The sequence below is a fragment of the Enterobacter sp. WCHEn090032 genome (assembly GCF_003986875.1).
GTDB classification, from domain to species: domain Bacteria; phylum Pseudomonadota; class Gammaproteobacteria; order Enterobacterales; family Enterobacteriaceae; genus Enterobacter; species Enterobacter sichuanensis.
Map to the genome: position 1 here is coordinate 184,991 of NZ_RXRN01000001.1, position 19,175 is coordinate 204,165.

18 protein-coding genes are annotated in these 19,175 nt (G+C 53.5%); 10 read left to right on the top strand and 8 right to left on the bottom strand.

The window, feature by feature from the left end; all coding sequences use genetic code 11:
• Window positions 1-20: 20 nt before the first annotated feature.
• The 6 genes from EKN83_RS00840 to pspA all read right to left on the bottom strand — a co-directional run bounded on the left by EKN83_RS00840 (window position 21) and on the right by pspA (window position 4,760).
• Window positions 21-1,313 (bottom strand): ABC transporter substrate-binding protein, encoded by a 1,293-nt coding sequence (locus EKN83_RS00840; protein WP_126800156.1) that lies wholly within the window; start codon window positions 1,311-1,313, stop codon window positions 21-23.
• A 15-nt stretch (window positions 1,314-1,328) separates the two neighbouring features.
• The gene (locus EKN83_RS00845) at window positions 1,329-3,026 is read right to left on the bottom strand and encodes a sugar phosphorylase (protein ID WP_126800157.1); all 1,698 of its coding nucleotides are present in this window, start codon (window positions 3,024-3,026) and stop codon (window positions 1,329-1,331) included.
• A 195-nt stretch (window positions 3,027-3,221) separates the two neighbouring features.
• The gene (gene pspD, locus EKN83_RS00850; protein WP_047958810.1) at window positions 3,222-3,446 is read right to left on the bottom strand and encodes a phage shock protein PspD; all 225 of its coding nucleotides are present in this window, start codon (window positions 3,444-3,446) and stop codon (window positions 3,222-3,224) included.
• A 12-nt stretch (window positions 3,447-3,458) separates the two neighbouring features.
• Window positions 3,459-3,818 (bottom strand): envelope stress response membrane protein PspC, encoded by a 360-nt coding sequence (pspC, locus tag EKN83_RS00855; RefSeq protein ID WP_025756612.1) that lies wholly within the window; start codon window positions 3,816-3,818, stop codon window positions 3,459-3,461.
• The gene (gene pspB, locus EKN83_RS00860; RefSeq protein WP_126800158.1) at window positions 3,818-4,042 is read right to left on the bottom strand and encodes an envelope stress response membrane protein PspB; all 225 of its coding nucleotides are present in this window, start codon (window positions 4,040-4,042) and stop codon (window positions 3,818-3,820) included. The genes pspC and pspB overlap by 1 nt, the downstream gene beginning before the upstream one ends.
• A gap of 49 nt (window positions 4,043-4,091) precedes the next feature.
• The gene (pspA, locus tag EKN83_RS00865) at window positions 4,092-4,760 is read right to left on the bottom strand and encodes a phage shock protein PspA (protein ID WP_025756610.1); all 669 of its coding nucleotides are present in this window, start codon (window positions 4,758-4,760) and stop codon (window positions 4,092-4,094) included.
• 165 nt (window positions 4,761-4,925) lie between these two features.
• On the opposite strand from pspA, the gene pspF reads away from it, so the two are divergent.
• From pspF to EKN83_RS00900, 7 genes are all read left to right on the top strand, one after another.
• Window positions 4,926-5,903, top strand: coding sequence for a phage shock protein operon transcriptional activator (gene pspF / locus EKN83_RS00870; protein ID WP_126800159.1), 978 nt, complete (start codon window positions 4,926-4,928; stop codon window positions 5,901-5,903).
• Between the two features lie 88 nt (window positions 5,904-5,991).
• A complete protein-coding gene (sapA, locus tag EKN83_RS00875) occupies window positions 5,992-7,632 on the top strand; it encodes an ABC transporter substrate-binding protein SapA (RefSeq protein ID WP_025756608.1) in 1,641 nt (546 codons plus the stop codon).
• Entirely contained in the window at window positions 7,629-8,594 is a 966-nt protein-coding gene (gene sapB / locus EKN83_RS00880; protein ID WP_045285954.1) for a putrescine export ABC transporter permease SapB, read from the top strand. Before sapA ends, sapB begins: the two co-directional genes overlap by 4 nt.
• Window positions 8,581-9,471 carry a putrescine export ABC transporter permease SapC gene (gene sapC / locus EKN83_RS00885; protein WP_047958815.1) on the top strand — a complete coding sequence of 297 codons (891 nt, stop codon included), beginning with the start codon at window positions 8,581-8,583 and terminating at the stop codon, window positions 9,469-9,471. Before sapB ends, sapC begins: the two co-directional genes overlap by 14 nt.
• The gene (gene sapD, locus EKN83_RS00890; RefSeq protein ID WP_025756605.1) at window positions 9,471-10,463 is read left to right on the top strand and encodes a putrescine export ABC transporter ATP-binding protein SapD; all 993 of its coding nucleotides are present in this window, start codon (window positions 9,471-9,473) and stop codon (window positions 10,461-10,463) included. Before sapC ends, sapD begins: the two co-directional genes overlap by 1 nt.
• A gap of 1 nt (window position 10,464) precedes the next feature.
• A complete protein-coding gene (sapF, locus tag EKN83_RS00895; protein ID WP_025756604.1) occupies window positions 10,465-11,271 on the top strand; it encodes a peptide ABC transporter ATP-binding protein SapF in 807 nt (268 codons plus the stop codon).
• 161 nt (window positions 11,272-11,432) lie between these two features.
• Complete coding sequence (locus EKN83_RS00900) at window positions 11,433-12,374, top strand: ATP-grasp fold amidoligase family protein (protein ID WP_126800160.1); 942 nt, start codon at window positions 11,433-11,435, stop codon at window positions 12,372-12,374.
• On the opposite strand, the gene EKN83_RS00905 is transcribed toward EKN83_RS00900, so the two are convergent.
• Complete coding sequence (locus EKN83_RS00905; protein ID WP_126800161.1) at window positions 12,355-13,419, bottom strand: ATP-binding protein; 1,065 nt, start codon at window positions 13,417-13,419, stop codon at window positions 12,355-12,357. The genes EKN83_RS00900 and EKN83_RS00905 overlap by 20 nt on opposite strands.
• Window positions 13,416-14,120, bottom strand: a complete 705-nt coding sequence (locus tag EKN83_RS00910) for a response regulator (protein WP_126800162.1) — start codon at window positions 14,118-14,120, stop codon at window positions 13,416-13,418. Before EKN83_RS00910 ends, EKN83_RS00905 begins: the two co-directional genes overlap by 4 nt.
• 271 nt (window positions 14,121-14,391) lie before the next feature.
• Here EKN83_RS00910 and EKN83_RS00915 point away from each other — a divergent pair, with 271 nt between their 5' ends.
• The 3 genes from EKN83_RS00915 to EKN83_RS00925 all read left to right on the top strand — a co-directional run bounded on the left by EKN83_RS00915 (window position 14,392) and on the right by EKN83_RS00925 (window position 18,911).
• Window positions 14,392-14,778 (top strand): hypothetical protein, encoded by a 387-nt coding sequence (locus EKN83_RS00915; protein ID WP_045285958.1) that lies wholly within the window; start codon window positions 14,392-14,394, stop codon window positions 14,776-14,778.
• A gap of 169 nt (window positions 14,779-14,947) precedes the next feature.
• Window positions 14,948-15,811, top strand: coding sequence for an ABC transporter six-transmembrane domain-containing protein (locus EKN83_RS00920; RefSeq protein ID WP_409513600.1), 864 nt, complete (start codon window positions 14,948-14,950; stop codon window positions 15,809-15,811).
• A gap of 4 nt (window positions 15,812-15,815) precedes the next feature.
• A complete protein-coding gene (locus EKN83_RS00925) occupies window positions 15,816-18,911 on the top strand; it encodes a multidrug efflux RND transporter permease subunit (RefSeq protein ID WP_126800164.1) in 3,096 nt (1,031 codons plus the stop codon).
• The last annotated feature ends 264 nt before the right edge of the window (window positions 18,912-19,175 follow it).

A 19,175-nucleotide genomic window follows, 5' to 3' on the forward strand; every position in this document is an offset into this window, starting at 1 on the left:
TTTCCTTCCGCAAAGCGCTCCTATCGTTGTGACATCAGGTCAGTCAGTTGCTTCTGGCTGCTGCTCAACGTCGCGCGGAGATCGTGTTGCCCCACCGTGACGTTATGCACCATGGAACTGATAATCCCGGACCCCGTCACATCCCCCATGCGAGTGAAGTTTTTGTCCCCCACGGCGCCAAACACCTGGACATTCGGGAACTGCGCGATCAGTTCGTAAGGCAGTTGCCCAAAGGCTTTAATCACATCATTTTTTTTCCAGGTATCGGTGCCGACGACCAGTTTGTTCACCGGCAATGCCGCGCCGGGCGACATCATTACCCAGTCCGTTGCCTGTTGAGCCTGTTCCATCCAGGTGACAAACTTCTCTGCGGCTTTCGTTTCGTCTTCAGTCTGACCGGCGGTGATCGTCAGGGAGGTGACCATGCCGTAGACGGCAGACGACTTTTCTGTTGGCACAACAAAGCCGAGGTTGGCCGGGTTTCCGTCTTTAAAGACCGCCGGCAGGATGTAGGTGGAGTAAACGGCCATGGGGGCAGAACCGTTCATGAAGGCATCTTTGATCTCCATGACATCGTTTGAGCCAGGCATGGTGTTCGCGGCCAGCGCTTTATAAAACGCCAGAGCGCCCGCCATTTCAGGGGTATCGATATTGATATTCCCTTTTGCATCAAAAACGTTCGCGCCACCGGAAAGTGCAAACTGAGAGAATGCCTGCTCGGTCATCACGCTTTCCGCGGTTGGCAGCGCAATGCCGTAATGTTTCCTGGCCGGGTCGTTCAGGCGCTGGCTGGCGTTAAGCAACTGTTTCCAGTTATGCGGCTCGTCAATACCCGCCGCGGCAAGCACATCTTTGTGGTACCAGACACCGGACAACCAGGCGCTGATCGGCACCCCCGTCCATGCAGAACCGTCTTCCGTACGAACAACGCGCAAGATGCCGTCATAGAAGGTGTTTTCACCGACCGCCTTGATGGCTTCGCCGATCGCCTTGCGATCCAGCAGTTGTTCCTTGTCCATCACCTTCGCGTAGTCGTGGCTGACTTCAATCACTTCGGGCAGCGCGCCGGTTCTGGCCAGCGTAATCACTTTGGTGTTATAGGCATCTTCTTCTACCGGCACCTGTTTTACGGTAATGCCGGGGTTCTCTTTCTCGAATTTTTCGATCAGTTCCGTAATAACCGCCTGACGCTCCTGCTCAACCGACGAGTGCATAAACTCGATGGTGACAGCAGAGGGTTTGTCATCCTTGCACCCTGATAACAAGGCGCACGAAACCAGTGCTGAGATCAGCACAATTCGGGGCATTTTCATGTTTAAGATCCTTTTTTAGTTTTCTTTAATCCACAACACCTGCCATGGAGTAAGGGTTAGCGTTGTATCGGTAATAACATTTCCGGCGATCAAATCCCTGCCAACTGAAATATCGGATTGCACCGTTTGTGTACGTTCGCTGAAATTAAATATTGCGGTTATCTTTTCACCCAATGCCGCAACGCGAGTGATTTTTAAAATAGCGTCATCCGGTGCACTAAAATACGCTTCACTGTCAGGATGAAATGCTTTTTCTGCCCGACGCAGCGCAATTAACCGGCTTAACGCGGAATAGACCTGACATCGCAAACTGTTTTTATTTTCCAACGCGCCATCAATTTGGCCTGCAACATATTTCTCTCGATTAATCGCACGGTTGTATCCCAGGCGCTTAACCCCTTCATAATCATTACGCGAACCCAGAATACTTTGAATATAAACCGCAGGCACACCCGGAAAACTTAACAGCACGGCGTGCGCCAGAATAAAGCGGGCCACGCGTTGATTATCATCACAATCAAGCGTACTTAATGCATCCAGATAGGTTACGTTAATTTCATAAGGACTTCGGGTACCATCCGGGTTATTTTTCCAGTTAACCAGCGCCCCTTCGTGCTGAAGTTTTTCAACCAGGGAGAGGATCTCTGATTCGGGTAAAATTCCCCGTAACGGATTAAGGCCAATCCCGTCATGCGAGGCCAGGAAGTTGAACCAGGTGGTGTTCGTGGAGGGCAGCGTTAGCGACGCAGCCCACTCACTGAGAACACGAACATCCTGACTATGCACCGCATGCAGTACCAGCGGAGGCAGCGAGAACTGGTAAACCATCTGCGCTTCATTTTCACCGTTGCCAAAGTAAGAGATATTGTCTTGATGCGGAACGTTGGTCTCCGTGATGATCACCGTGCCAGGTGCAACGACGTCGGTAATGGCGCGGAAGAGCTGAATGAGGAGATGCGTTTGTTCAAGGTGGATGCAACATGTTCCGGGCGTTTTCCACATAAACCCAACGGCATCCAGCCGGATGTAACGCGCCCCTTCAATCAGGTAATGCAGCAGCACGTCGACCATCGCAATCAGCACCTGTGGCGAGGCGAAATTGAGATCGACCTGGTCGTCACTGAAGGTGGTCCACAGGTGGCGTACGCTGCCATCATGAAGCGTGAAAGGTGTAAGAAGCGGTAATGCGCGCGGACGCGTTACGGCGGAGAGGTCAGTTTGAGGATCGACAGCAATAAAGAAATCATCGTACCCTGGGGTTTGTTTAAGATAATTAGCAAACCATTTGCTTTTGGCTGACATGTGGTTACAGACAAAATCAAACATCAAACTGGTTGACTGTTTTAATTCGGCAACGTCTCGCCACGTTCCTGTTTCAGGTGCAACTTCATGATAATCAATGACAGAAAAACCGTCGTCCGAAGACCATGGATAAAAAGGTAAAAGATGGACGTGAGAAAAAGAAGCAGAAAGCCATTTATTATAAAAACGTGTAAAAACAGGAAGTGCCTTCTCCCCTTCTGCCGAAAATTGATCGGCATAGGTAATCAGCACAACATCATTTTCATCCCAACCCGTTTTACGCGTTTCCGTAATAACAGCAGCAGCCTTTCCGATATTTTCCATTAGCGCATTGAGCTGGGCATCAGAAAACATTTCCCCGTAAATACGATTAATAAGTTCTTTAATTTTTGCGTTCACTTTATTTTCCATGGTAGCGGTCCCACAGATGGCAATCTACTCCCATGGAAAATATCTGTCAACGGACCGGGAGGCAGAAAAAGGGCATTGCAAAGCAGCTCAACGCAGTATTGTGAGCTGCCGCAAAGAAAGAATGGGGAAAAGCGAAAATAGCGTTAACTGTCGCCAGCCCTGCTCACGAAAGAGAAAGGCCAACGCGAGGGGGCATTACCGGGTGAAATAACGGCGTGAAAGCCGTTTTGCAACGTTTTGCAACAGCGGTTCGAGTGCCACGGCCAGCACCATTCTGACCGGCTTGCGGGCAACCGATTTAATCGCCCACCCCGCTACCCCAGCCGGACCGTAACGTAACGCGGTCATCAGGACCAGCTTACCTGCGATTTTCAGGCCGGGTTTTACCTTCTGACCGGCCTGTTGCCAGTGTTGTTTCATCTCTTTTCTCTCTTAAAGCTGACGGAAACGACTTCTCAGCGTAAAGGTATCGGATGTGACATAACGTTCCATTTCCCGTAACCGCTTCTCACCGGCGGCGAGTTGCTCATCCACAGCATTGAGGAGATCGCTGCTGGTGGGAGCACCTTCCGCAGCCAGTTCCCCTTCTGGCATCGGGTCAAGAACAAACGACAGAATGATGTACGCCACCAGGGTAATAAATGCCAGACCGAAGAAGATCGACAGCACGGTGACCACGCGGACCAGTTTTACCGGGACATCAAGATAATGGGCCAGCCCGGCACAGACGCCTCGCACCATGCCCTGCTGCGGAATACGCCACAACTTTTTGTTCAGATTCAGTCCAGACATTAACGATCCCTCCAGTTTGGGTGTTCGGCATCGAGAATGGCTTCCAGCGCCTGAATGCGTTCGCGCATTCTGTTTGCCTCTTCTGAGAGCTGTGCCAGACGCTGTTGTTCACCCTGGGAAAGTTCGCCCCGTGAAGAACGGTTGCTGTAGTGCAGCCAGAGCCATATCGGCAATACGAACAGCACGAAAATAGTCAGGGGAATAGCCAGAAAAAGCGCGCTCATGTGTACTCCTTGTCTTACGAGGCGGCACGCTCAGGTGCCGCAGGCATTATTATTGGTTATCTTGCTTCATTTTGGCTTTCAGTGCCGCCAGTTGCTCGCTGATTTCATCATCGGCTTTCAGATCGGCGAACTGTTGATCCAGCGACTTCTGCTTGCCGATGCTGTGGCTTTCGGCTTCCGCTTCCATCTGGTCGATACGACGCTCAAACGATTCAAAACGCGCCATCGCCTCATCCAGTTTGCCGCTGTCCAGCTGACGACGCACGTCGCGGGAAGAGCTCGCCGCCTGGTGACGCAAAGTCAGCGCCTGCTGACGCGCCCGCGTTTCGCTCAGTTTGTTTTCAAGCTCACCGATCTCTTTCTTCATTCGGCTGAGCGTGTCATCCACCAGCGTCACTTCATGCTCAAGAGTCGCCACCAGCTCTGCAAGCTTCTGTTTTTCAATCAACGCCGCACGGGCCAGATCTTCTTTGTCCTTTCGCAGCGCGAGCTCCGCTTTCTCCTGCCATTCGTTCAGCTGAGCGGTAGCCTGCTCAATACGACGCGTAAGCTGTTTTTTCTCCGCCAGCGCACGGGCGGAGGTAGAACGCACTTCAACCAGCGTGTCTTCCATCTCCTGAATCATCAGGCGTACCAGTTTCTGCGGATCTTCCGCTTTCTCAAGCAGCGAGTTGATGTTGGCGTTCACGATGTCGGCAAAACGAGAAAAAATACCCATAATCGAATCCTCATAGTTCTGTAATCGGGCGATGCCCTGCTGTACAGATAATACAAAACCCGTGCCAACTTTTATCTTATTGATTTTTATGAGCCTGATTGCTTTTCAGGCAGCGCGCAACTATGCTTACCTGGTGAATATCGCTAAGGAGTGGTTAATTTCATCATGCCTGGATACAAAGACAATTTACTCGGTGAAGCCAACAGTTTTCTGGAAGTGCTGGAACAGGTCTCCCGCCTTGCGCCGCTCAATAAACCGGTGCTCATCATCGGTGAACGCGGAACCGGAAAGGAGCTAATAGCCAACCGTCTGCATTATTTGTCCGGGCGCTGGGATGGCCCCTTCATTTCCCTTAACTGCGCGGCGCTCAATGAAAATTTGCTCGACAGCGAGCTCTTCGGCCATGAAGCGGGCGCCTTTACCGGCGCTCAGAAGCGTCATCCCGGACGCTTTGAACGCGCCGACGGCGGCACACTGTTTCTCGACGAACTGGCCACCGCGCCGATGCTGGTGCAGGAAAAACTGCTGCGTGTGATTGAGTACGGCGAGCTGGAGCGTGTCGGCGGCAGCCAGCCGCTGCAGGTCAACGTGCGCCTGGTCTGCGCCACCAACGCCAACCTGCCGGAAAGGGTCGCACAGGAAAAATTCCGTGCCGATCTGCTTGACCGGCTGGCTTTTGACGTCGTTCAGCTTCCCCCGCTGCGCGAGCGGCAAAGCGACATCATGCTGCTGGCAGAACAGTTTGCTATCCAGATGTGCCGTGAACTGGGTCTGCCACTGTTCCCCGGCTTTAGCGACTATGCCCGGGAGATGCTGCTTGCTTATCACTGGCCGGGAAATATCCGCGAGCTGAAAAACGTCGTCGAGCGTTCCGTCTATCGCCACGCCAGCAGCGAGACGGAGCTGGACAATATTATTATCGATCCTTTTCAGCGCAGCGCCCCCCCGGTACCCACTCCGTCGTTGTCGGCCGATGCGCCCCCCCTTCCCCTGGATTTACGTCAGTTCCAGCACGACCAGGAGCAACAGCTGCTGGAACAAAGCCTGAAGGCAGCAAAATATAACCAGAAACGGGCGGCTGAACTGCTGGGCCTGACCTACCATCAGTTAAGGGCATTGCTCAAAAAGCATCAAATGCGCTGACAATATCAGCACTTACCCGCAGACATTTTTACGAAGCAGGCGTAAGTGCGATACACTTTGCAGATCGAACCTAAAAACCTTAAAAATTATGCGTCTGGTTTTATCGTCCTTTTTTGCACTCGGTCTGTTCAGCAGCCTGGCCTTTGCTGCGCCCGGGCAAACGCCGCAGCCTGACATTCGAGACAGCGGCTTCGTCTATTGCGTCAGCGGCCAGGTGGACACCTTCAACCCGCAAAAAGCGGGCAGCGGCCTGATTGTGGATACCCTCGCCGCCCAGCTTTACGATCGGCTGCTTGATGTCGATCCTTACACCTACCGTCTGGTCCCCGAGCTGGCGGAGAGCTGGGAAGTACTGGATAACGGCGCAACCTACCGTTTTCATCTTCGTGATGATGTGGCGTTTCAGCGCACGCCGTGGTTTACCCCCACGCGCAAGCTGAACGCGGACGATGTGGTCTTTACGTTCCAGCGTATCTTTAACCGCAATCACCCGTGGCATAACGTCAACGGCAGCAACTTCCCCTATTTCGACAGCCTGCAGTTTGCCGACACCGTTAAGAGCGTGCGCAAGCTGGATAACCGGACGGTGGAATTTACGCTGACCCGACCGGATGCCTCTTTCCTCTGGCACCTGGCGACTCACTATGCGTCCGTTATGTCGGCCGAATACGCGGCGAAGCTGACGAAAAAAGATCGTCAGGAACTGCTCGATCGCCAGCCGGTCGGCACCGGTCCGTTCCAGCTGGCCGAATACCGCGCCGGGCAATACATTCGTCTGCAGCGCCACGAACATTTCTGGCGCGGCACGCCGCTGATGCCGCAGGTGGTGGTCGATCTGGGTTCCGGCGGGACGGGGCGTCTGTCAAAACTGCTCACCGGGGAGTGTGACGTGCTCGCCTGGCCTGCTGCCAGCCAGCTCACCATTCTGCGCGACGACCCGCGCCTGCGTCTGACGTTACGTCCCGGCATGAATATCGCTTATCTGGCCTTTAACACCGATAAGCCGCCGCTGAATAACCCTGCCGTTCGTCATGCGCTGGCGCTGGCGATCAACAACCAGCGCCTGATGCAGTCGATCTACTACGGCACAGCGGAAACCGCCGCCTCAATTTTACCGCGCGCCTCGTGGGCCTACGACGGTGAGGCTAAAATTACGGAATACAATCCGGCAAAAGCGCGCGAACAGCTGAAGGCGCTGGGCGCGGAAAACCTCACGCTGCAACTTTGGGTGCCCACCAGTTCCCAGGCGTGGAACCCGAGCCCGCTCAAGACCGCCGAGCTGCTGCAGGCGGATATGGCGCAGGTCGGCGTGAAGGTGATCATCGTACCGGTAGAGGGCCGTTTCCAGGAGGCGCGCCTGATGGATATGAATCATGATTTAACCCTGACCGGCTGGGCAACCGACAGTAACGATCCGGACAGTTTCTTCCGTCCGTTGCTAAGCTGTGCGGCGATAAACTCGCAGACCAACTACGCCCACTGGTGTCACCGGGAGTTTGACGCCGTGCTGCAAAAAGCGCTGGCTTCCCAACAGCTGGCTTCCCGCATCGACGCCTATGATGAAGCGCAGAAGATCCTCGCGCAGGAGCTGCCGGTGTTGCCGCTGGCCTCCTCCCTGCGTCTGCAGGCCTATCGTTATGATATTAAAGGCCTGGTGCTGAGTCCTTTCGGCAACGCCTCGTTCGCCGGTGTGTCGCGTGAAAAAGAACAAGAGGTGAAAAAACCATGATTATTTTTACCTTACGTCGGCTCCTGTTGCTGCTGGTGACGCTCTTTTTCCTGAACTTTGTCGGCTTCAGCCTGAGCTATTTCACGCCGCATGCCCCGCTCCAGGGCTCTTCCCTGTGGGATGCCTGGCTCTTCTGGTTTAACGGGCTGCTACACTGGGATTTTGGGGTGTCCAGCATTAACGGACAGCTGATTTCCGAGCAGTTAAAAGAGGTCTTCCCGGCCACGATGGAGCTGTGCATTCTGGCCTTCGGCTTTGCCCTGATGGTTGGCATTCCCGTGGGGATGTTAGCCGGCATTTATCGCAACAAATGGCAGGATAAGTTTATCAGTGCGCTGGCCCTGCTCGGCTTCTCCATCCCGGTCTTTTGGCTGGCGCTGCTGCTGACGCTTTTCTTCTCGCTGACCATGGGCTGGTTGCCGGTCTCAGGCCGTTTTGACCTGCTTTACACGGTGAAAACGGTGACGGGCTTTGCGATCGTTGACGCATGGCTCTCCGATTCCGTGTGGCGCGATGAGATGATCGTTAGCGCCCTGCGCCATATGGTATTGCCGGTGCTGACCCTGGCGGTGGCACCGACGACCGAAGTGATCCGTCTGATGCGTCTCAGTACCATCGAGGTGTTTGACCAGAACTATGTCAAAGCCGCCGCGACGCGCGGGTTGTCGCGCCTGACCATCCTGCGTCGCAACGTCCTGCATAACGCCCTGCCGCCGGTAATTCCACGTCTGGGATTACAGTTTTCTACCATGCTCACGCTGGCCATGATCACCGAGATGGTCTTTAGCTGGCCCGGGCTGGGACGGTGGCTGATTAACGCCATCCGCCAGCAGGACTACGCGGCGATTTCGGCAGGGGTGATGGTGATTGGTTCGCTGGTGATCATTGTGAACGTGTTGTCCGATATTCTGGGTGCCATGGCCAACCCATTGAAGCATAAGGAATGGTATGCCTTACGATAGCGTATACAGTGAAAAGCGCACACCCGGTGTGCTGCGTACCGTGTGGCGTAAATTCTACGGCGACACCACGGCCATGATCGGCCTTTATGGCTGCGCCGGTCTGGTAGTACTTTGCATTTTTGGTTCGTGGTTTGCGCCTTATGGTATCGATCAGCAGTTCCTTGGCTATCAGCTACTGCCGCCTTCCTGGTCGCGCTACGGTGAAGTCTCCTTCTTCCTGGGAACGGACGATCTCGGACGTGACGTGCTAAGCCGCCTGCTGAGCGGTGCTGCCCCTACCGTGGGCGGGGCGTTTGTGGTGACGTTTGCGGCAACGATCTGTGGGCTGGCGCTGGGTATTTTTGCGGGCTCCACCCATGGTCTGCGTTCGGCGGTGCTTAACCACATTCTCGATACGCTGCTCTCGATCCCCTCTCTGCTGCTGGCGATCATTGTGGTTGCCTTTGCCGGTCCGCACCTGTCGCATGCCATGTTCGCCGTCTGGCTGGCGATTCTGCCCCGCATCGTGCGCTCGGTTTACAGCATGGTGCATGATGAGCTGGAGAAAGAGTATGTCGTCGCAGCCCGTCTGGACGGCGCAACGACCTTCAATATTCTGTGGTTTGCCGTTTTGCCTAACATTGCCGCCGGGCTGGTCACCGAGATCACCCGCGCCCTGTCGATGGCGATTCTGGACATCGCTGCGCTTGGCTTCCTCGACCTCGGCGCGCAGTTGCCGTCTCCTGAGTGGGGCGCGATGCTCGGTGACGCGCTGGAATTAATCTACGTTGCGCCGTGGACGGTGATGCTGCCGGGTGCGGCCATTATGGTGAGCGTGCTGCTGATCAACCTGCTGGGCGACGGTATTCGCCGTGCAATTAACGCGGGGGTGCAATAATGCCGCTTCTTGATATTCGCAACCTCACCATCGAATTCAAAACCGGTGAAGGCTGGGTTAAAGCCGTCGATCGCATCAGTATCACCCTTGCGGAGGGTGAGATTCGTGGGCTGGTGGGGGAATCTGGCTCGGGGAAAAGCCTGATTGCCAAGGCCATTTGCGGCGTGGCAAAAGATAACTGGCGCGTGACCGCAGACCGTATGCGCTTTGATGATATCGACCTGCTGCGCCTCTCCCCGCGCGAGCGGCGTAAGCTGGTCGGGCATAACGTCTCGATGATTTTCCAGGAGCCGCAGTCCTGTCTCGACCCGTCGGAACGCGTGGGCAAACAGCTGATGCAGAACATTCCCGGCTGGACCTATAAAGGCCGCTGGTGGCAGCGCATTGGCTGGCGCAAGCGTCGCGCCATCGAGCTCCTGCACCGCGTCGGGATCAAAGATCATAAAGATGCGATGCGCAGCTTCCCCTATGAGCTGACCGACGGTGAATGTCAGAAAGTGATGATTGCCATCGCGCTGGCCAATCAGCCGCGCCTGTTGATTGCGGATGAACCCACAAACGCGATGGAGCCCACGACACAGGCACAAATTTTCCGCCTGCTGTCGCGTCTCAACCAGAATAACAACACCACCATTTTGCTGATCAGCCATGACCTGCAAATGCTCAGCAAATGGGCGGATAAAATTGATGTGATGTACTGCGGGCAAACGGTCGAAACCGCGCCGAGTGAAGACCTGATCACCGCGCCGCATCATCCCTATACCCAGGCGCTTATCCGCGCCATTCCGGATTTTGGCAGCGCCATGCCGCACAAGAGCCGCCTGAATACCCTGCCAGGGGCGATTCCGCTGCTGGAATCCCTGCCGATAGGCTGTCGTCTGGGGCCGCGCTGTCCCTACGCGCAGCGCAAGTGCATTGAAACGCCGCGTCTGACGGGGGCTAAAAACCATCTTTATGCCTGTCATTTCCCGCTGAACATGGAGAGAGAGTGAAATGGTCGAAACCTTGCTGGAAGTCCGCAACCTGAGTAAGACCTTTCGCTATCGTACGGGGCTGTTTCATCGTCAGACGGTCGAAGCGGTAAAACCCCTGAGCTTTACCCTGCGTGAAAAACAGACCCTGGCGATCATCGGTGAGAACGGTTCCGGCAAATCCACGCTGGCAAAAATGCTGGCGGGAATGGTCGAACCGACCGACGGTGAAGTGCTGATTGACGATCATCCGCTGGCGTTCGGTGATTACTCTTTCCGCAGCCAGCGCATCCGCATGATTTTCCAGGATCCGTCGACCTCGCTCAATCCACGCCAGCGCATTTCGCAGATCCTCGATTTTCCGCTGCGTCTGAACACTGACCTGGAGCCGGAAGCGCGCCGCAAGCGCATCGTTGAAACCCTGCGTATGGTTGGGCTGTTACCGGATCACGAAAGTTACTATCCCCATATGCTGGCTCCCGGCCAGAAACAGCGTCTGGGTCTGGCGCGTGCGCTGATTTTGCGACCGAAAGTGATCATTGCCGACGAAGCGCTTGCCTCGCTGGATATGTCGATGCGCTCTCAGTTGATTAACCTGATGCTGGAATTGCAGGAAAAACAGGGTATCTCTTATATCTACGTGACCCAGCATCTGGGAATGATGAAGCACATCAGCGATCAGGTGCTGGTCATGCACCAGGGGGAAGTTGTTGAGCGCGGCAGTACGGCGGATGTGATGGCCTCCCCGCTCCATGAACTGACAAAACGCCTTATTGCCGGTCATTTCGGTGAAGCATTAACCGCCGATGCGTGGAGAAAGGACCGCTAAGCGCGACGCTTCACAAAAACTACCCCATTAATTTAAGGATTAAATAGCCTGCGAGCGCTATTTAATCCTTAAATTTTTCGTCTCCATCCCTGCTCCATATTTTAAGCAATATCAATCAACAGTTCTTCTCCAGAATATCCGGACATTACGGAGGAGAAGAAATGAACACTGCCACTTACGTTTTAAAATACACAGAGTATCTCATCAGAAAATGCCGCTCATTTTTAATGACGGACCTGCATTTTCATACCGTGAGGCTTAAAAAATCAACCGGGGAAACTCCTGACATTAACTCGCCCACGACGTTGAGTGAAAAAATATGTCATCGTCTGGTCTATGACCATAATAACTTCTACACGATGCTTGCGGATAAACTCGCCGTTCGGGCATACGTTTCCTCCAGAACAACGCGCGTGAAAACGGTGCCATTAATTGGCGTTTATACCAGGCCATCACAGATTGATTTTTCAGTTCTTCCTGACAAATTCGTCCTTAAGTGCAACCATGACAGCGGCAGCACAATAATATGTACAAACAAAGCGCAATTTAATGAAAAAGAAGCGTGTAAAAAACTGAGCCTCGCGTTAAAGAAAAATATGTACTACACCACGCGCGAATGGCAGTACAAAAACATTACGCCAAAAATACTTTGCGAACCGTTTGTCGATCTCTTCGATGATGCAGACAGGAACACAGCGCCCGAAATGCTGAGGATCCATTGCTTTCATGGCGTTGCCCACTATGTAGAAGCGGATTTTACGGATGATAACGGCAAAGGGTTTATCAACGTTTATGACAGGCACTGGAACTTACAACCCTTTCAGATGGAATATCCGAATACACCGTTGGCGCCAGGCGAACCGGCCTTGTTCCGGCAAGCGTTGCTGGCATCCCAGGAGCTGGCGGATGGCATTGACTACTGCCGCGTTGACCTTATGCTAAAAAAAGATGAAATTTATTTCAGCGAAATAACCTTAAGCCCGAGACGCGGTAAACTGACGATTACCCCGCAGGAATGGGATGCTAAGCTAGGAAAAATATGGCATTTACCGCCGGCAGGCACATTTGACCTGCCGCTGACGCTCACGAGTCGGGCCAGGTGAGTTTAAATATCGAGTGGTTTTGCGTCGATAAGGTATAGGTAACATCGCCACCATGAGCCAGCATGATGGCTTTTACCACCGACAGGCCCAAGCCACAGCCTTCCGGGTTCACATGTCTGGCGCCATTATCGCGCTGAAAGGGTTGAAACAGGAAATCATGAAACTCTCTGGGGATGCCCGGTCCCCCGTCCTGAATAAGGATATAATTGCCTTTATCAGAAACGCCATTTTTCACGATGAGCGTGCGCGAGGTTGAATAGTGTAAGGCATTATCAAATAAAACGGTCAGACACTGATTGATGCGTAATGGATCGAATACGCACTGCTGCTCCCTCAGGTCTGTATTGACGGTAAACGCCTTACGGCTGAACTCGGGCATGAACGTATCGAGTGCGTTCTGTATTGTCCCTTTTAGATCGGTTCTGGACTGGCATAACCTGTATCCCGCCCCGCCATTCGAACTGACAACCCGGAGATCTTCAATCAGGCGGGTTAACCCTTCCGTCTGTTTGAGAAGATTATTAAACAGCACCGGGTCCGGGGTAAAAACGCCGTCAACCAACCCCTGAAGCCGCCCGCGTAAGATCGTGACCGGGGTTCTCAGCTCATGCGCGATAGCGGCATTCCAGGATTTCCTCTGAATATCCAGCGTCTGTAATTTTTCCGCCATTTCATTGAAATCCGTCACCAGGTGATTGATCTCACCCAGCCGGGAACTGGCGCAAAATGCCCTGGCGTTCAGATCGCCCTGAGAAATCTTTTTCAGGCTGGACGCTACCGCGTTTAGCGGGGTGAGTATCCGCGATGAAAGTTTGACCGTGAAAAAGAGGGCAATAATCATACTGATCGTAGTCGCGGTCCCAATCCATACCCAGTCCCACATCGTCATCTGCTCGTCATCGCCCGCAGCAGGGCCGCCCGGGAGGTGATCCAGAATAAAGGAGTAAAAAAACCAGGAGCCAAGTATGGCGATGGCAATGATCGTAAACGTCAGCAACAGCATATACGTTAAGATCTGACGACTCAGGAAAGACTCTTTGTTCATTTCTTTTCCCCAAGCCGGTAACCCATGCCTCTGATGCTCTCGGGAACACCGTAAAGGCCGGCCAGCTCCAGTTTTTTACGCAACTTGCTCATGTGGCTATCGACCGTTCTGTCGAGTGTATCCCCTTCCGGCAGACACGCGTTGAGTAGCTCTTCGCGTGAGCAGACCTTTCGCGGATATCTCACCAGGTATGTGAGCAATTTAAATTCGGTCGTCGTTAATACCGGGGAGACAACTTCTGCCCCCACGGTGACTTCCACGTAGAAGTCATCCGGGTAGACAGTAATAAATGGCGTTCTGAGCGGCTGGGAACCTGCCTGCTGAAGCGCGGGTTTTGTCCTGCGCAGCACCGCCTCAACCCGTGCGACAACTTCAGAAGGGTTGAAGGGTTTGATCACGTAATCATCCGCGCCCAGCCTCAGCCCCATGAGCTTATCGACATCCTGATCGAGAGCGGAAACCATAATGACGGGGACAGCGCTTTCCTGACGAAGCGTGGTAAGTACGCTCCAGCCGTCACATACGGGCAGGTGAATGTCCAGCAAGATGAGATCCGGTTTATGGAGGCGATTGAGCACTATGGCCTGTTCGCCCTGCCTGGCTCGGAGCGTTTTCATTCCCGAACGCTCTAAGTAACTCATCAGTATATCGGCAATTTCGTCTTCATCTTCAACAACAAGGATCAGCGTATTTTTGTGCATTTTATCTCCGCGGGTAAAATCCCTTTGAGCTCGCTATCAGATATCTTTAGCACAATAAGACACAGCCTCCGGGAAAAAGTGCCGTAGTCGCGAAAATTTCCCGGCTGATTTACCTGCGCGGTTATTTCTCCATACAGCCTACACATTCCGTCAATAAAGACTCGACAATACCCGTTCAAAATCGCTATTGGGGCATAACCCTTTTGGCAGTGAGCGTTGCAAATTAATCCTGTTACTTAAAGACTTTATGAAGTTGGCTGAAATAATGAACATGGAACTTTCTAAATATTTCTCTCCTAAAAAACTGGGAATATATTCCCTGTTCCTGCTGCTGTCCTGGGGATTACTTTATACCTGGCTGATGCTGGTACACAAAATGGATGAAAAAGTCGCCTCAACGCTGCTCTCATCACCCATCATTTATGGCTGCATCGCATTGTCGGTTGTCTCTCTGATAATCCAGAATAAAGCCGGCGCGTTGACCGAGCTGCTCGTCGTTGCCTTCTGGCTGATGGTGATTTTTGTCTATCTCATTATTACGTTCACCGTACTGTTAAACGCGATGCCCGATATCGAGGATCTGATCTTTTACTACGAGTGTTATTTGATCATTTTTTTTGGTGGAGCCCCGCTGTACCTTATTATGAGAATGATTTGAGCCGCTGCTCCACACAGCCTCCATCAACCGCCCATTTCCGCTAAACAGGCGCGCGGTAGACTCTCCATCACGGTATTTTGCGCAAAAATAACTCACCTAAAACATCTGATAAAACTTATCCATAATGATGAACCGTAATAATCTTCGTTCTTCTGAACCTGCCGGAGTGATGCACTCGCTAAAAAAACTCGCGATACGGCACCGGAAAAAACTGGTTGTCACTTTTTTCCTGGTGGTGGCCGAAAACGTGACGTTTTTACTTTATCCCGTTCTGGCTGGCATCGCGATAAATGCCATCCTCGCCGGTGAGACGCTTAACGCCGCGCTGTATGGCCTGATGGTGCTTTGCATGTGGTTCATCGGTGCGGCCAGACGAAGCGTAGACACGCGCACGTTTGCACGCATTTATGCCGGACTCGCGGTTTCCGTCGTCCTGGCACAGCGCAAATATCAGCTTAACCATTCGGCGATCGCCGCCAGGGTAACGCTCTCGCGCGAATATGTGGATTTCTTTGAAATGCACCTTCCTCTGCTTATTACGTCGCTGAGCTCACTTTTTGGTGCCGCAATCATGTTGTTGTTTATTGAATTTTGGGCCGGCGTCATGTGCTTTTCGTTTGTATTTATTCTGCTCGGATTTGTCTCAGGATATGCCCGTAAAAATGAATGGCTGTTCATGCGCCTGAATAATCGGCTGGAAAAAGAAGTGGATTATGTCCATAAGGCGGGCACGGCCACGCTTCACCGACATTACTCCACGCTGGCGCGTTTACGTATCGCATTATCTGACCGCGAGGCGTGGGGTTATTTATGGGTTGGCGTGCTCGTTGCCGCGCTTTTTACGCTGACCATCGTCTGGATGACGCGCTCAACCGGCATCACTGCCGGACATATTTACTCCGTGATGACCTACATGTGGATGTTCGCGACGAGCCTCGATGACGCACCGCAGCTTCTTGAGAAATTTTCGCAGCTCAGGGATATCGGCAAGCGCGTATCCACTGATGATGAAATTCACGTAACCGGACGTTAATTTAATGCCGCATTTTTTTATTGAACGCCCCATTTTCGCATGGGTAGTAGCGCTTTTTATCGTTCTGGCAGGACTCCTGTCTGTCCCCCGTTTGCCGGTTGCGCAGTATCCGGCGGTGGCGCCGCCTGGAATCATTATTTCCGTCAGTTACCCGGGGGCCAGCCCCGATATCATGAACACGTCGGTGGTATCGTTAATCGAGCGCGAAATCTCTGGCGTAGATAATTTGCTCTACTTTGAATCATCCAGTGACACAACCGGTTCGGCATCGATTACCGTCACGTTTAAACCGGGCACGGACATCAAGCTGGCGCAGATGGATCTGCAGAATCAGATTAAGATTGTCGAGCCTCGTCTGCCTCAGGCGGTAAGGCAAAATGGGATTAACGTCGAGGCCGCTAACTCTGGCTTTTTAATGATGGTGGGGCTGAAGTCCGCGACGGGTCAATTTGAGGAAGCCGATTTAAGCGACTATTTTGCCAGAAACGTCAGTGACGAGCTTCGTCGCGTGCCCGGCGTAGGGAAAGTTCAGCTGTTTGGCGGCGAAAAAGCGCTGCGCATATGGTTGGATCCCATAAAGCTCCACGGCTACGGGCTTTCGGTGAGCGATGTTCTTACCGCCGTTGGCCAGCAAAATGCCCTTGTGTCGCCCGGCAAAACGGGAGATGAGCCAGCCTCTGCAGGACAAGGGGTGACGTATCCCATCACCGTGAAGGGACAACTCTCCTCGGTTGAGGCGTTCAGGAATATCACCCTGAAATCTGATGCATCCGGCGCCCGCCTGAAACTGTCCGACATTGCGCGGATTGAATCTGGCCTGCAAAGCTACGCTTTTGGCATCCGTGAAAATGGCGTGCCCGCAACGGCGGCGGCAATCCAGCTCTCGCCAGGCGCCAATGCAATGAGTACGGCTTCCGGCGTACGGGCGCGCATCGACGAACTTTCCCGGGTGTTACCCGAAGGAATGGCGTTTACGATCCCCTTCGATACCGCGCCGTTTGTGAAACTTTCTATCGTGAAGGTTGTTCAGACATTTGTGGAAGCGATGGTCCTGGTCTTCCTGGTTATGCTGCTGTTTCTGCACAAGATACGCTGTACGCTTATCCCGGCGATTGTTGCTCCCGTCGCACTTCTTGGTACCTTCACCGTGATGCTGTTGAGCGGCTACTCCATCAATATTCTGACGATGTTCGGCATGGTGCTGGCGATAGGGATTATCGTTGATGATGCCATCGTGGTCGTAGAAAACGTTGAACGTCTGATGGAGGAAAAAAGCCTGTCCCCGCGTGACGCCACGCGGCAAGCCATGCAGGAAATCACCCCAGCAATTATTGGCATCACGCTGGTGCTGACCGCCGTCTTTATCCCCATGGGGTTTGCGGAAGGATCCGTCGGGATTATCTACCGACAATTTTGTATTTCCATGGCGGTCTCCATACTGCTGTCCGCGTTTCTTGCCCTGACGCTGACGCCTGCCCTGTGCGCAACGTTACTCAAGCCGCATAAGGCAGGAAAGAGCGGAGGCGGAAGGTTTGCGGTCGGATTTAACGCGCGCTTTCGTTCGCTCACCGCCTGTTACGAAGCCGGGCTGGGTGCCGTTCTGAAGCGAACCGGGCGTATGCTGCTTCTGTACGCTGCGCTTTGTGCTGCACTATTTCTGGGATTGTCTTCGTTACCGTCGTCCTTTCTGCCGGATGAAGATCAGGGCTACTTTATGTCCTCAATCCAGCTGCCTTCTGATGCCACGATGCAGCGCACCCTCAACGTAGTGAAAAAATTTGAAGAGGAAATTGCGGCCCGGCCGGATATTGAAAGCAACATTATGATCCTGGGCTTTGGATTTTCAGGTTCAGGACCAAACTCGGCTATGGCCTTCACCACGCTGAAGGACTGGAAAGATCGGCAGGGTGCGACGGCCCAGGAGGAAGCCGACCGGATACAGGCCAGCATGGCGAACGTCTCTGATGCCGTCACGATGAGCCTGCTCCCGCCGGCCATTTCGGATATGGGCACCTCGTCGGGCTTCACCTGGTACGTGCAGGACAGAGCGGGACTGGGCTACGAGGCGTTAAAGCGCGCTGCCGACGCGCTGGTCCTGCTGGCCAACCAGCGCCCTGAACTGAGTGATGTGTATATAGACGGGCTTCCGGAAGGAACAAGCCTTGCGCTACAGGTGGACAGAGAAAAGGCGGAAGCGATGGGGGTCTCATTTGATGAAATCAACCAGACGCTCTCCGTCACCCTGGGCTCAAATTACGTCAATGACTTTACGAACAACGGCCGCGTTCAGCAGGTGATTATTCAGGCCGATGCGCCCTACCGAATGCAGCCTGAGCAGTTACTGACATTATCAGTGAAAAACCGGATGGGGCAGATGGTGCCGGTATCAACGTTTGCCACGCTTTCCTGGCACGTTGCGCCCCAGCAGTTGACGCGTTATCAGGGATATTCGGCTATTCGCATTACCGGAAATGCGGCGCCGGGAGAGTCCAGCGGCACCGCAATGAAGGTTATGGAGAGTTTGTCCAGAGATTTACCTCAGGGCATGGCTGGCGAGTGGGCAGGGAGCTCATTGCAGGAGAGAAAATCGGAATCTCAGCTTCCGGGCCTTATCGTCCTGTCGATACTGGTCGTGTTTATGGTGCTGGCCGCCCTGTATGAGAGCTGGTCTATTCCATTTGCGGTCATGCTGGTCGTTCCGCTGGGCCTTATCGGCGCGGTCATAGCGGTGTCGGTTGCCGGCATGACGAATGACGTTTTCTTCAAGGTCGGCCTGATTACGCTTATCGGCCTGTCGGCCAAGAACGCCATTCTGATTGTTGAATTTGCGAGGCAGCTCCATCGCCAGGGGCAGCCCCTGCTGGCGGCAACCATTCATGCCGCTGGCCAGCGCCTGCGCCCTATTCTGATGACGTCGTTAGCCTTCATCTTAGGGGTTGTTCCGTTGATGCTGGCCCGTGGGGCGAGCGACAGTACGCAGCATGCCATCGGTACCGGCGTATTTGGCGGCATGATTAGCGGTACGCTTCTCGCCATTTTCTTCGTACCGGTTTTCTTTATCGTCATCGCGCGCTTCATCGACAACCTCAGGAAAGCGTGAATACCCTTGCAGGATCGCGTTTCCTCGCTGGTTGGATGAGGCGAAGCTGTTGCCGGGTGATATACTGGACGAATGCTGAAATTTTGAGCCCCCGCGAGTCCGCGGCGCATTCTTCGGGGCAGGCGTCTTCGGAGAACAGCGAGAAATATCGTGACACAAGGGGCTGTGAGTGGGCTATAATTTCGAGCTAATTTCGAATGATTTTGAAATACTGCCTGTAATGCTATGAATTACAAGGCAAAATTAGCAATGAATATAAGGATT